The organism is Actinacidiphila bryophytorum (genome assembly GCF_016916835.1).
Lineage (GTDB): Bacteria > Actinomycetota > Actinomycetes > Streptomycetales > Streptomycetaceae > Actinacidiphila > Actinacidiphila bryophytorum.
In genome coordinates this window covers 22,353-35,495 of sequence record NZ_JAFFIX010000033.1, presented here as the reverse complement: position 1 = coordinate 35,495, position 13,143 = coordinate 22,353, and the positions used below count along the sequence as shown (strand labels likewise).

Below are 13,143 nucleotides of genomic sequence, written 5' to 3'. Positions count from 1 at the left end.
ACGTACCCGCAGGACCCCCAGGACCACCAGGAGGCCGCCACCGTGCACCTGTCCGTGATCACCTCGCTCACCGGACTGGCCCTGCTGGGCTGCATTCTGGAGCTGCTGCGCCGGCACCAGCTGCGCGAGAAGTACGCGGCGCTGTGGCTCGCGGTGGGGTCCGCGGTGGTGCCGCTCGGACTCTTCCCGCAGATGCTGGACTCGCTGGCGCGGGGCCTGGGCATCGTCTCCGGCGCCAGCCTGGTGCTCTTCGCCGGGATCGTGCTGCTGCTGCTCGTGTGCCTCCACCTGAGCTGGGAGTCCAGCCGCCTGGAGGAGGAGACCAGGACGCTCGCCGAGGAGATCGCCCTGATCCGGGCGGCCCTGGAGGAGCAGAACCGTCCCGCCGCGGTGGCGGCCCGCCGCACGGAGGGCGGCGCCGGATGACGCCCGGCTCCGGCACGGACGCCGCTGCCGGTTCGGGCGCCGCTGCCGGTACCGGCGCCCGGCGGGTCCTGGTGATCGTGCCCGCGTGGAACGAGGCCGAGGGGCTGGCCGCGGTCCTGGCCGAGCTGCGGGCCGCGGTGCCCGCCGCCGACGTGCTCGTCGTCGACGACGGCTCCACCGACCGCACCGCCCAGACCGCCCGCGCGGCCGGCGCGCTGGTCGCCCGGCTCCCCTACAACCTCGGCGTCGGCGGCGCCATGCGCACCGGCTACCGCTACGCCCTCGACCAGGGCTACGACGCCGCCGTGCAGGTCGACGCCGACGGCCAGCACGACCCCGGCTACGTGCCCGCGCTGCTGGCCGCGCTGGAGACCGCCGACCTGGTGGTCGGCGCACGCTTCGCGGGCGTCGGCGACTACCGGGTACGCGGCCCGCGCCGCTGGTCGATGCGGCTGCTCTCGCTGGTGCTGTCCGGGATGGCCGGCACCCGGCTGACCGACTCCACGTCCGGATTTCGCGCCTGCAACCGCGACATGATCGCCTTCTTCGCCCGCTGGTACCCGGCCGAGTACCTGGGCGACACCGTCGAGAGCATGGTCGGGGCGCTGCGCCGCGGCTACCAGGTGCGGCAGGTCGCCGTCGCCATGCGCCCGCGCACCACCGGGGTGCCCAGCCAGTCGTCCGCCCGGGCGCTGGTCTACCTCGCCAGGACCGCGCTGGTGCTGCTGCTCGCCCTGACCCGCAGGGTCCCCGCCCCGCAGCGCGCCGAGTCCGCCACCCGGGTGCCCGAACCCGCCGAGCCCGCGGGAGCCGCCAGGTGAGCGCGCACGCCTTCGACGTGATGGTCCCCTACTACGGCGACGTGCCCCTGTTGCAGGCCGCGGTCCGCAGCGTGCAGGCGCAGGACGGCGACGACTGGCACCTGACGGTGGTGGACGACGGGACCGAGCCCGGGGTGCCCGAGTGGTTCGCCGCGCTGGGCGACCCCCGGGTGAGCTACCTGCGCAACCCGCACAACCTCGGCGTGACCGGGAACTTCAACCGCTGCGTCCGCCTCGCGCAGGCGCCGCACGTGGTGCTCATGGGCTGCGACGACCTCATGCTGCCCGGCTACCTGCGGACCGTGCGGCGCGCCCTGCGGCGCAGCCCCGAGGCGGCCATGGTGCAGCCCGGGGTGCAGGTCGTCGACGCCGCGGGGCGGCCCAGCTCGTCGCTGGTCGACGCCGCCAAGCGGTGGGTGTACGCGCCCGCGGGCATCCGCACGGTGCCCGCGCTGCTCGGCGGCGAGGACCTGGCGGTCAGCCTGCTGCGCGGCAACTGGCTCTACTTCCCCTCCGTGTGCTGGCGCACCGAGGCGCTGCGGCGGCACCCCTTCCGTGCCGACCTCGGCGTCATCCAGGACCTCGCCGTCGTGGTCGAGCTGCTGCTCGACGGGGGGCAGCTGGCCACCGACCCCGAGGTCTGCTTCCGCTACCGGCGGCACGCGGTCAGCGCGTCCGCCGCGCAGGCCGTCACCGGGGCGCGCTTCGACGAGGCCCGCCGCTTCTTCCGCGGCACCGCGGCACGCCTGGCGGCCCACGGCTGGCCGCGGGCCGCCCGTGCCGCCCACCACCACTGGTCGTCCCGCCTGCACGCCCTGACCCTGCTGCCCAGCGCCGCGCCCGCCCCGCGCCCCATGGCCGCGCTGCTCCACCACGCCGTGTCCCGCGCGCCGGAGGCCGGCGGGTGAGGATCGGCGGGGTGGTACCCCGGGGTACGGGCCTGGTCGGGGCCGGCATGGCGGTCAACGCGGCCGGGGCGTACGGGCACCTCGCGCTCGCCGGGCGCGGCCTGGACACCACCGGCATGGCCGGGCTCTCCGTGGTCTGGGCGGTGGCCTTCTCCGTCGGCATCGGCCTGTTCTTCCCGCTGGAGCAGGAGCTGACCCGCACCGTCGCCGCCCGCGTCGCCGCCGGCACCCCCACGGGTCCGCTGGCGCGGCGCGGCACGGCGGTGGCCGCGGGCCTGCTCGCGGCCGTCCTGCTTCTCCTGGCCGCGGCCCACCGCCCCCTGACCCGCCTCGCCCTCGACGGCAACTCCGCCCTCCTGTGGCCCCTGGCCGGCGCCCTGACCGCCCTCGCGGCCACCCACACCCTGCGCGGTCTGCTCGCCGGCCACGCCCGTTTCACCGCCTACGCCACCCAACTCACCCTCGACGGCCTCCTCCGCCTCACCTCGGCCACAGCCCTCCTCCTGACCCACACCCACTCCCCCACCGCCTTCACCCTCCTCCTGACCACCTCCCCCCTCCTGGCCTGCCTCCCCACCCTCCCGGCAGCCTTCCCCTCCCTCACCCGCCCCCACCCACCGCAACCCACACCTGGCCCAGCCCTGCCCCGTACCACCCCGCAGGACGCGGGGGGCCGGGTGCCCGGGGAGATCGGATGGGGGATGGTGGGGCTTGTCGGGGGGGCCGTGTTGGCGCAGGGGATGGCCAATGCTCCGGTGCTCGGGGTGAAGGGGCTCGCTCCGGGGGACGCGGCGCTGGTCACCGCGCTGCTGTGCGCTCTGACACTCGTGCGGGTGCCGCAGTTCGCGGTGGGCGCGCTGCAAGCGGGGTTGCTGCGGGAGCTGACCGTGCGGCAGCAGCGCGGGGACCGGGCGGGCGTGGCCCGCGGGGTGCGGCGCAGCGCCGGGGGGATGGCGGCGCTCGGCGCACTGTGCACGGTGCCGGCCGCGCTGGCCGGCCCGTGGGTGACGCAGCGGCTGCTGGCGGCACCTCCCGTCCTCGGGCATCTGGACTTCGCCGCGCTGGGCCTCGGCACCACCGGCTACCTGGTGGCGTATCTGCTCGGCAACGGCACCCTCGCCACCGGCGGCCACCGCCGGCAGGCACTGGCCTGGGGCGCGGGCGCGGCCGTGACCGCCGCCGCGCTCGCCCTGCCGGGCTCGCCCGCCCACCGCGTCGAGGCGGCGTACGCGCTGGGTTCGTGGACCGCCGCCGCCCTGCTCGCCGCCCGCCTGATCCGTACGCTCAGAGTCGACACACCTGTGAAAGGCGCCCCGATGTCCGACACCGCCTCCCCCGACTACACCGCCCGTCTGCTGGCCCGGCGGCTGCTCCCCACGCAGGCTCCCTACCGCTGGAACCTGCGCCGGCTGCGCCTGGGCAGGGTGCTGGACGTGGGCTGCGGTGTGGGCCGCAACCTGCGGCACTGCGCGCCCGGCAGCGTCGGCGTGGACCACAACGCGCACTCGGTCGCGGCGGCCCGCGCCCGCGGCCTGACGGCGTACACCCCGGAGGAGTTCGCGGCGACGGACAGTGCGCCGGGCTCCTTCGACAGCCTGCTGTGCGCGCACGTCCTGGAGCACCTGGACGCGGCGAAGGCGGCCGCGCTGCTGGCGACGTACCTCCCCTACGTGCGGCCCGGCGGCCGGGCGGTGCTGATCACCCCGCAGGAGGCGGGCTTCGCCAGCGACGCCACCCATGTGCGGTTCGTGGGCTTCGCCGAGCTTGAGGAGGAGGCGCGGGCGGCGGGCCTGCAGGTCCGCAGGGCGTACTCCTTCCCGCTGCCCCGCGCAGCGGGACGGCTCTTCAGGCACAACGAGTTCGTGCTGGTCGGGGCCGCGCCGGAGACCACCGCGGCCCCCGCCGCCACCGCCGGGCGGCAGGCGTGAAGGCCCTGGTCCTGGCCGGCGGCCACGGCACCCGGCTGCGCCCGATCACCCACACCTCCGCCAAGCAGCTGGTCCCGGTCGCGAACAAGCCGGTGCTCTTCTACGGCCTTGAGGCGATCGCCGAGTGCGGCATCGAGGACGTGGGGATCGTCGTCGGCGACACCGCCGACGAGATCATGGCGGCGGTCGGCGACGGTTCCGCGCACGGCCTGCGCGCCACGTACATCCGCCAGGAGCAGCCGCTGGGCCTGGCGCACGCGGTGCTGATCGCCAGGGACTTCCTGGGCGACGACGACTTCGTGATGTACCTGGGCGACAACTTCATCGTCGGCGGCATCGGCGACCAGGTCGCCGCCTTCCGTGCGCACCGCCCGGCGGCCCAGCTGCTGCTGACCCGGGTCCCGAACCCCTCGGAGTTCGGCGTGGCGGAACTGGACGGCAGCGGCCGGGTGGTGGGCCTGCAGGAGAAGCCCGCGGTGCCGCGCGGCGACCTGGTGCTGGTCGGCGTGTACCTCTTCTCCGCGGCCGTGCACGACGCGGTGCGCGCGATCAAGCCGTCGGGGCGCGGCGAGCTGGAGATCACCGACGCGATCCAGTGGCTGATCGACCAGCGCAGGGACGTGCGGTCCACGGTGATCGACGGCTACTGGAAGGACACCGGCAACGTCGCGGACATGCTGGAGGTGAACCGCTCGGTGCTGGAGACGGTCGAGCGCGGTGTGCACGGCGAGGTCGACGCGGCCAGCGAGCTGGTGGGCCGGGTCAGTGTCGGCGCGGGCGCGCGGATCACCGGGTCGCGCATCGTCGGCCCGGCGATGATCGGCCCGGGCACGGTCGTGGAGGGCTGCTACGTCGGCCCGTTCACCTCGATCGGCGCGGACTGCGTGCTGCGCGACAGCGAGATCGAGTTCTCCATCGTGCTGCCGGGCTCGTCCATCCTCGGGGTGCGCCGCATCGAGGCGTCGCTGATCGGCCGCAAGGTCGAGGTCACGCCGGGACCGCGGACCCCCGCCGCCCACCGGCTCGTACTCGGCGACCACAGCAAGGTGCAGATCTCGTCATGACCACTCGCATTCTGGTGACCGGCGGCGCCGGTTTCATCGGCTCGCACTATGTGCAGGCCCTGCTGTCCGCGACGGCCGGGGACACCGCGGAGGCGGTCGAGGTGACCGTGCTGGACGCGCTCACCTACGCCGGCCGCCCGGAGAACCTGGAGCCGGTGCGCAGCGACCCGCGGCTGGCCTTCGTGCACGGCGACGTCCGGGACGCCGCCCTGGTGGACCGGCTGCTGGCGGACCACGACCAGGTCGTGCACCTGGCCGCGGAGACCCACGTGGACCGCTCCATCGCGGGCGCGGCCGACTTCGTCACCACCAACGTCGTCGGCACCCACACCCTGCTGGACGCCGCGGTACGCCACCGCGTCGCGGTCTTCGTGCTGGTCTCGACCGACGAGGTGTACGGGTCGATCGGGTCCGGCTCCTGGCCGGAGACCGACCCGCTGCGCCCCAACTCCCCCTACGCGGCCTCGAAGGCGTCCGCGGACCTGCTGGCGCTGGCCCAGCACCGCACCCACGGCCTGGACGTGCGGATCACCCGCTGCTCCAACAACTACGGGCCGCGGCAGTTCCCCGAGAAGCTCATCCCGCTGTTCGTGACCCGGCTGATGGAGGGCCGCCCGGTTCCGCTGTACGGCGACGGCCGCCACGTACGCGACTGGCTGCACGTCAGCGACCACGTCCAGGGCATCGAACTGGTCAGGCGGGGCGGCAGGGCGGGCGAGGTCTACAACATCGGCGGCGGCACCGAACTGTCCAACCGCGAGCTGACCGGGCTGCTGCTCGACGCGTGCGGCGCCGGCTGGGACCTGGTGCGCGAGGTGCCCGACCGCAAGGGCCACGACCTGCGCTACTCGGTGGACTGCGGCAAGATCCGCGCCGAGCTGGGCTACGCCCCGCGGGTCGACTTCGCGGCGGGCCTGGCCGCCACCGTGGACTGGTACCGGCGGCACCGCGACTGGTGGGAGCCGCTGCTGTCCGCGTCGGCCGGGGTGGTGGGGCAGCGATGACGTGGCTGGTGACCGGGGCCGGCGGGATGCTGGCCCGCGACCTGCTGCTGCGCCTGGCCGAGCGCGGCGAGGCGGCCGTGGGGGTGGACCGGGCGGCGATGGACGTGACCGACGAGGACGCGGTCCGCGCCGTCCTCGACGACCACCGCCCGTCCGTGGTGGTCAACTGCGCGGCCTGGACGGCCGTGGACGCGGCGGAGAGCGCCGAGGGCGAAGCGCTGCGGGTCAACGGCGAGGGGCCGCGGCATCTGGCGGTGCTGGCCGCCAAGCACGGCGCCCGGCTGCTGCACCTGTCCACCGACTACGTCTTCGCCGGCGACGCGGCAGCCCCGTACCGCGAGAGCGACCGCCCGGCGCCGCGGACCGCCTACGGCCGCACCAAGCTGGCGGGCGAGCAGGCGGTGCTCGACCTGATGCCGGGCGACGGTTACGTGGTGCGCACCGCGTGGCTGTACGGGGCGGGCGGGCCGAACTTCGTCCGTACGATGATCCGCCTGGAGCGGGAACGCGACACCGTGGACGTCGTCGGCGACCAGTACGGACAGCCGACCTGGACCGCCGACCTCGCGGAGAAACTGGTCGCGCTCGGCACGGGCGGCGCCCCCGCCGGGATCTACCACGGCACCAGTGCGGGCGCGGCCAGCTGGTACGACCTGGCCCGCGAGGTCTTTTGGCTGCTCGGCGCCGACCCTGACCGGGTGCGCCGGGTGGGGACCTCCGCGGTGCCGCGGCCCGCGCCCCGGCCCGCCTACAGCGTGCTGGGCCACGGCGGTTGGGCCGCGGCGGGCGCCGAGCCGATCCGCGACTGGCGTCAGGCGCTGGCCGCGGCCTTCCCGGCGCTGCGCAACTCCTCGTAGTAGGCGGTGCATTCGGCGTACCGCGGCAGCAGCCCCGCCCGTTCGGCCTCGGCCAGCGTCGGGGCAGCCGCGTCCTTCGCGGACAGCAGCGGCGGGCAGTCCGCGGGCCAGCCGATGCCCAGCGCCGGGTCCAGCGGGTGCACCCCGTGCTCGCGGCCCGGCGCGTACCCGCGCGAGCACAGGTAGACGACGGTGGCGTCGTCGGTCAGCGCCAGGAAGGCGTGCCCGAGGCCCTCGGCCAGGTAGACCGCCCGGTGTGCGCTGTCGTCCAGCAGCACCGCCTCGTGCCGCCCGTAGGCGGGCGAGCCGGTCCGCACGTCCACCACGACGTCGAGCACCGCCCCGCGCACGCAGGTGACGTACTTGGCCTGCCCTGGCGGCACGTCGGCGAAGTGCACCCCGCGCAGGGTGCCGCGCCGCGACACCGAGCAGTTGGCCTGCGCCAGGTCCAGCGGGTGGTCGGTGGCCTCGGCGAAGTCGGCGCCCCTGAACCACTCGTGGAAGCGGCCGCGTTCGTCGGGGAAGACGGCGGGCTCGTGGACCCAGGCCCCGGGGATGCCGGTCTCGCGCATGGGATGCCTGCCTTCTCGTCGCGGGGGGGCTCGTACGGGACGGGGTGTTCGCCCTGGCCGTGTGGGACGGAGTGTTCTTCAGGACCAACGCGGCCCGCCGGGTGCCGGTCACCGCGCGGATCGGCGCGGTCCGCCGAACGGGTGGTGTGCGGGGGCCGCCGGTGGGGCGGTGCGAAACCTTTGCGGGCGGGCCGCGTTGGAAACCTGGTGACCGCCATCAGCCGCTTCGCCGGAGCCCGTTCCCTTCCGCCGGTGACGGCGCTGCGCCGCGCCGCCGCCCGGGTGCCCGTCAGGGCGCGGCTGCCGGTCGCGGTGGGCCTGCTCTGCGAGGCCGTACTGCTGCTGTGGTGGCTGGCGTTCTACCCCGGCCTGATGAGCTTCGACTCGATCACCTACGTCTGGCAGGTGACCACCGGCCACTGGCGCAGCGACCACGCCGTCGCCTACGACGTCCTGGTGTGGCTGTCGCTGCAGATCACCGGCGGGCTCGCGGCCCTGACCCTCCTGCAGACCGTCGCACTGGCCGCGTGCCTGGGGTACGTGTGCCACGGGCTGCGCGCCCTCGGCGTACGCGGCCGGTGGGCGGCGGCCGCCCCGCTGGCCGTCGTCCTGATCCCCTCCACCGGCACCTTCGTCGTCTTCGTGTGGAAGGACAGCGCCTACGCCATCGCCGCCGTCCTGGCCTTCGGCGCCTGCGCCCACCTCGCCGCCCGGCAGCGTCCCGTCCTGCACTGGTGGCTGCTGGCCGCCGGCATGCTCGGCCTGTCGGTCTTCCGCAACAACACCTACCCGGCCGTGGTCACCGCGGGCATCGTGCTGGTCGTCGCGATGCCGCGGCAGTGGCGCAGGACCGCCGCCGCGACCCTGGTGCCGACCGCGCTCGCGCTCGGCCTCAACTTCGGCGTCTACCCGGCGATCGGCATCCAGGAGCCGCGCACCAGCTCCTACTACGCCTTCAACTACGCCGACATCGCCGTCGCCTACCACCGCGCCCCGCACGACTTCCGCCGCTCCGACCTCGCCGTCATGTCGCAGGTCGCCCCGCTGTCCCACTGGTCGGCCGGCGGCGCCAACTGCGCCTGGGTCGACCCGCTGATGGCCGCGCCCTTCGACCGCCCGGCCGCGGAACGGCTCAACGGCAGGCTGCTGGACGTCTGGGGCCACGTGCTGGCCAAACGCCCCGACCTGATGCTGTCGGCCCACCTGTGCCGGGGCCGTATCGCCTGGGCGCTGCCCAGTACCGACACCGACATCTTCGTCCAGCCGCCCGTCATCCCCGCCGACCGCTTCGGCTACTCCCGGCCCGGCGGGCTGATGGAGCACAGCCGCTTCCTGCCCGCGCTGCGCACCGACCCGCCGTCGGCGACGCTGCACCGGGCGGGCGTGTGGGCGTACACCGCGGCCCGCACCCGCGAGCTGACCTGGTTCCTGTGGACCGGGTCGCTGTGGTGCTGGGCCACCTACCTCATCGTGCTCCGGCTGGTGCGGCGCCGCCCGCTGCGGGCCGCGCTCGCGCTCGCCGCGACCACGGCGGGGCTGCAGGTCGCGGTGCTGGTCGCCACGCCCGCCGGGCTGTTCCGCTACATGGCGGCGCCCGTCCTGCTCGGCTTCCTGACGGTGCCGCTGCTGACCGCGGCCCACCCCGCCGACCGGCCCCCGGGCGCGGGCGCCGCGGGCCGGCCCGCGCGCAAGGCCGAGCGGTCACAACCGCCCCGCTCGGGGGCCACCGCATGACCGGCGTCGGGACCCGTACGAGGGCGGGCGCGACCGGCGTCGCACTGCGCTCCGGGACCCGCGCGCTCGCGGCCTGGCGGCCGACGCCGTACACCGTCGCCGGCACCGCCTTCTGGCTGCTGCTCGCCGTCGTCGCCTGGCACACCCCCATCGCCTCGGACTTCGGACAGCACGCCTCCGCGGTGCAGCGCGTCAGGGACCACCCCTGGCACCCGGCGAACCCGCTGCTGAAGGAACCGGGCACCGACAGCCCGTACTACTCCCCCTACATCGTCGCGCTCGGCCTGGCCGCCCGGGCCACCGGCGCCGCCGGGTGGCAGATGGTCCGCTGGTGCGGCCCGCTGAACCTGGCGGTCCTCGTCGCCGGCGTCGGCGCCTACGCCAGGACGCTGAGCACCCGGCGGGCAGCACCGGTCTACGCGCTGCTGGCCTTCACCCTGCTGTGGGGCGTCGAGGGCAAGGAGTGGAGCGGCTTCTGCGGGGTCTGGTCGCTGACCCGGGGCGCCTCCTACCCCAGCTGCTTCGCCGTCGGCCTGACCTTCCTGCTGTGGGCCTGGACCGACCGCCTCGCCCGGCGCGGCGGCACCGCCTGGCAGTACGCGGGGCTCGGCGCGGCGGCCGGGGTGCTGCTGCTCGTCCACCCGATCACCGCGCTGGCTGCGGCCGTCGGCATCGCGGCGACCGTCGCGGCCCGGCAGCACGGCTGGTCCCGGCGGGTCGCCGGGCGGTGGGCGCTGGCCGCCGCCGCGGCGGTGGCGGTCGCGGCGGCCTGGCCGTACTTCGACGTCTTCTCGCTGGCCGGCGACACCACCGTGGACCAGGTCCACCGCAGGCTCTACACCCACCCCTGGCAGTGGTACGGCCTCGCCCTCGCCGGAGTGCCCGCACTGGCCTGGCGGGCCGCCAGAACGCGGCTGCGGGACCCGCTGGTGCTGATGTTCGCCGCGGACGGCGCCATCGCCGTGTACGGGTGGTTCAGCGGCCACTACACCTACGGGCGGGTCTTCGCGCTGCTGCTGGTGCCGCTGCAGTTCGGCCTCGCGGTCGAACTGGCCGCCGCACCGCCCTGGACCCGGCTGCGCGCCGCCCTCGTCCCGCCGGCCGCGGTGGCCCTGTGCTTCGCGCTGGCCGCGCAGATCGGCTCCGTGGTGCCGCAGAGCTGGCTGCCCGTGGCCACCCGGCACCCGGCCCGCTGGCCGGACTACCGCTGGGTCGCCGACCGCGTTCCGGTCGGCGACGTCGTCCTGACCGACGAGTCCATCCCGATGCACGTGCTCCCCGCGTACGGCCTCTACCTGGTCGCCCCGACCTGGCCCGACCCCTCCACCCCGGCCGCCGACCGCGACCGCCGCTGGTCCGACACGACCGCGTACTTCGCCCCCTCCACCCCCCCGGCCCGCCGCGCGGCCATCGCCCACACCTACGGCGCCACCTGGCTCCTCCTCCCCCCGACCCGCCTCCCCCCGGCCCCCGCCACCCTGACGGCCACCTCCCCCCAAACCGGCGAACACCTCTACCACCTCACCCCGCCAAAAGAGGCCAAGCCATAGGGCGCTGGGGTGAGCGTTTCTCAGGGGCGCGAGGAACTGCGCGACAAGCCACGACGCACCGAAAGGTGCGAGCCCACCGCAAGTGGCAATCACCCAGGGGCGCGAGGAACTGCACGCGCAACCACGACGCAGCCGCAGGCAAGCAACGCACCGCAAGGGGCAGGACCTGAAGGGGCGCGAGGAACTGCGCGCCAAGCCACGGACGTCGGGAAAGACGCACCGCCACAGCAAGTGGCACCCCCTCAGGGGCGCGAGGAACGGCGCGCGCACTCCCCACCAAGAGAAGTCGCGTACGCGACAGCAAGTGGCACCCCCAGACGCACCCTCAGAAAGTACGATCGGCTCCGACAACCCGGGGGGTGCCCAAATCGCAGGCCAGCCAAGAACCAGCCCGCTCAGCCCGCTCCAGCCGCAGGACCCGCGCGAGGTGGCCGGCTACCGGCTCCGCGCCCGGATCGGCGAGGGCGGCATGGGCAGCGTCTACCTCAGCCACACCCGCGGCGGCCAGCCGCTCGCGGTGAAAGTCATCCGACGCGAGTACGCCGAGGACGACGAATTCCGCCGCCGCTTCCAGCAGGAGGTGCAGGCGGCCCGCCGCGTGCAGGGCTACTACGTCGTGCCCGTGCTGGACCACGACACCACCGGCACCCAGCCGTGGCTGGCGACCGCGTACGTCCCGGGCCTGCCCCTGGACGAGGCGCTGGCCCGCTACGGAGCCCTGCCGCTGCCGAGCGTGCTGCAGCTGATGGGCTGCGCCGCCGAGGCACTGCGGGCGGTGCACGCGGCCGGGGTGATCCACCGCGACCTCAAGCCGAGCAACATCCTGCTCGGCGCCGCAGGCCCCTCGGTCATCGACTTCGGCATCGCCAGGGCCGCCGACTCGACCGCCCTGACCCGCAGCGGCGGTCTGATCGGCACCCCGCAGTTCATGTCGCCCGAGCACGCCAACGGCCTGGTCCTCACCCCCGCCACCGACGTCTTCTCGCTCGGCCTGATCGCGGCCGTCGCCGCCACCGGGCGGCACCCGTACGGCGAGGCGGGTGCGATCACGCTGGCCGCGCAGATCGCGAACACCGCGATCCGCCCGCCGGACCTGAGCCCGTACCCGGAACCGCTGCGGGCGCTGCTGGAACGCTGCCTCACCGCCGACCCGGACGCCCGTCCGCTGCCGCAGGAGCTGGCCGAGTCGTGCGCCGCCGCGGCGGGCCGCGGGCTGCGGGACGTCGCGGGCTGGCTGCCGGAGCCGGTGGCCGCCGAGATCGTACGGCGTGAGGAGGCGGCGAAGCTGCCGCCCGAGCCGGAGGGTGCCCCTGCCGCACCGGCCGCCCCGGCGGCACCGCCGCGTCCTGCGGCCCCGCCGCCGGTGCAGGGCGCGGGCGGCGCACCGGTGACGGTGCCCGAGGTGGCGCCGACCGGCGCTTTCGGGGCGGCGGCCCCACCGCCGCCGAGCGCCCAGCCCGGCACGCAGGGCACCTCGCCCCTGACGTCCGCCTACCCCGCGGGTCCGCCGACGTCCTGGCAGCCGCCGGGCGGCGCGCAGCACCCCGCTCCGGCGCCGCCCCAAGCCGCGCCCCGCGGCGGCCGGATGCGCAAGGTGCTGGCGGCCGCCGGCGGTGTCCTCGTCCTGGTCGTCGCGGTGACGGTGACGTACGCCGTCGCCCACAACGGCGGCAAGGACGGCGACGACGCCAAGTCCGGCTCCCCCGGCACCCCTTCGGCCTCGTCCCCGCCGTCCTCCGCGTCCCAGCAGCCTTCGGACAGCGCTCCCCCGGACAGCGGCACGCCGACCTCCGGCGCCCCGCAGGACGCCGGCTCCGGCACCTACCAGGTGGTGTTCCAGAACCACCCGCTCACCGTCCGGCCGCCGAACAGCCTGGACTCCGGCCCCGACGTGGACCTGGACCAGCCGAAGGTCGATCCGCAGCACAGTCTGGAGGGCGGCTCGGTCGAGTTCAGCTACGGCGACGACTACCTGACCTTCGACACCCCGGCGGGCAAGTCCCCCACCGACGAGCCCGCCGACTGCAAGGCCGCAGCCGAGTCCGCCCCGCTGCCCACCCAGGTCGGCGCCAAGGACCTGGTCGGTCCGGACGCCCTGCTCAAGGTCGGCGACCGGCTCTGCACGGTGACCTCCTCCGGCAACCTCGCCATGTGGACGATCACCCAGACCACGCCGACCCAGAACTACTACAAGACCCCCGTCTACACCGGCTCGCTGACCCTCTGGAAGATCCCGGCCGGCACCTCCTGACCCCGGTCCTGCGGCACCGCACCGCTGT

At 75.3% G+C, this 13,143-nt stretch carries 11 protein-coding genes; 10 read left to right on the top strand and 1 reads right to left on the bottom strand.

Annotation, left to right across the window (positions count from 1 at the left end):
* Positions 1 to 42: 42 nt before the first annotated feature.
* Genes JT723_RS31870 through rfbD form a run of 7 tightly spaced genes read left to right on the top strand, consistent with a single transcriptional unit; the run spans position 43 to position 7,008 of the window.
* The gene (locus tag JT723_RS31870; RefSeq protein WP_205048346.1) at positions 43 to 426 is read left to right on the top strand and encodes a DUF2304 domain-containing protein; all 384 of its coding nucleotides are present in this window, start codon (positions 43 to 45) and stop codon (positions 424 to 426) included.
* The gene (locus tag JT723_RS31865) at positions 423 to 1,247 is read left to right on the top strand and encodes a glycosyltransferase family 2 protein (RefSeq protein WP_205048345.1); all 825 of its coding nucleotides are present in this window, start codon (positions 423 to 425) and stop codon (positions 1,245 to 1,247) included. The genes JT723_RS31870 and JT723_RS31865 overlap by 4 nt, the downstream gene beginning before the upstream one ends.
* Positions 1,244 to 2,155, top strand: coding sequence for a glycosyltransferase family 2 protein (locus JT723_RS31860; protein WP_251512680.1), 912 nt, complete (start codon positions 1,244 to 1,246; stop codon positions 2,153 to 2,155). The genes JT723_RS31865 and JT723_RS31860 overlap by 4 nt, the downstream gene beginning before the upstream one ends.
* 11 nt (positions 2,156 to 2,166) lie before the next feature.
* A complete protein-coding gene (locus tag JT723_RS36325) occupies positions 2,167 to 4,083 on the top strand; it encodes a class I SAM-dependent methyltransferase (RefSeq protein ID WP_251512679.1) in 1,917 nt (638 codons plus the stop codon).
* On the top strand, positions 4,080 to 5,147 hold the full coding sequence (locus JT723_RS31850; RefSeq protein WP_205048344.1) for a glucose-1-phosphate thymidylyltransferase: 1,068 nt from the start codon (positions 4,080 to 4,082) through the stop codon (positions 5,145 to 5,147). Before JT723_RS36325 ends, JT723_RS31850 begins: the two co-directional genes overlap by 4 nt.
* The gene (gene rfbB / locus JT723_RS31845) at positions 5,144 to 6,151 is read left to right on the top strand and encodes a dTDP-glucose 4,6-dehydratase (RefSeq protein WP_205048343.1); all 1,008 of its coding nucleotides are present in this window, start codon (positions 5,144 to 5,146) and stop codon (positions 6,149 to 6,151) included. The genes JT723_RS31850 and rfbB overlap by 4 nt, the downstream gene beginning before the upstream one ends.
* Complete coding sequence (gene rfbD / locus JT723_RS31840; protein ID WP_205048342.1) at positions 6,148 to 7,008, top strand: dTDP-4-dehydrorhamnose reductase; 861 nt, start codon at positions 6,148 to 6,150, stop codon at positions 7,006 to 7,008. Before rfbB ends, rfbD begins: the two co-directional genes overlap by 4 nt.
* Here rfbD and JT723_RS31835 read toward each other — a convergent pair.
* Positions 6,963 to 7,580, bottom strand: a complete 618-nt coding sequence (locus JT723_RS31835; RefSeq protein WP_205048341.1) for a dTDP-4-dehydrorhamnose 3,5-epimerase family protein — start codon at positions 7,578 to 7,580, stop codon at positions 6,963 to 6,965. The genes rfbD and JT723_RS31835 overlap by 46 nt on opposite strands.
* A gap of 207 nt (positions 7,581 to 7,787) precedes the next feature.
* Between JT723_RS31835 and JT723_RS31830 the strand changes: the two genes are divergently transcribed.
* From JT723_RS31830 to JT723_RS31820, 3 genes are all read left to right on the top strand, one after another.
* Positions 7,788 to 9,314: a DUF6020 family protein gene (locus JT723_RS31830; protein WP_205048340.1), complete on the top strand. Its 1,527-nt coding sequence runs from the start codon at positions 7,788 to 7,790 to the stop codon at positions 9,312 to 9,314.
* Complete coding sequence (locus JT723_RS31825; RefSeq protein WP_205048339.1) at positions 9,311 to 10,864, top strand: hypothetical protein; 1,554 nt, start codon at positions 9,311 to 9,313, stop codon at positions 10,862 to 10,864. The genes JT723_RS31830 and JT723_RS31825 overlap by 4 nt, the downstream gene beginning before the upstream one ends.
* Before the next feature lie 427 nt (positions 10,865 to 11,291).
* The gene (locus JT723_RS31820; RefSeq protein WP_251512677.1) at positions 11,292 to 13,115 is read left to right on the top strand and encodes a serine/threonine-protein kinase; all 1,824 of its coding nucleotides are present in this window, start codon (positions 11,292 to 11,294) and stop codon (positions 13,113 to 13,115) included.
* Positions 13,116 to 13,143 lie beyond the last annotated feature (28 nt).

Excerpts from the sequence above, each read along its gene's own strand:
- JT723_RS31835 (WP_205048341.1), bottom strand. The coding sequence starts at position 7,580 with ATGCGCGAGACCGGCATCCCCGGGGCCTGGGTCCACGAGCCCGCCGTC.
- rfbD (WP_205048342.1), top strand. The coding sequence starts at position 6,148 with ATGACGTGGCTGGTGACCGGGGCCGGCGGGATGCTGGCCCGCGACCTG.
- rfbB (WP_205048343.1), top strand. The coding sequence starts at position 5,144 with ATGACCACTCGCATTCTGGTGACCGGCGGCGCCGGTTTCATCGGCTCG.
- JT723_RS31865 (WP_205048345.1), top strand. The coding sequence starts at position 423 with ATGACGCCCGGCTCCGGCACGGACGCCGCTGCCGGTTCGGGCGCCGCT.
- JT723_RS31825 (WP_205048339.1), top strand. The coding sequence starts at position 9,311 with ATGACCGGCGTCGGGACCCGTACGAGGGCGGGCGCGACCGGCGTCGCA.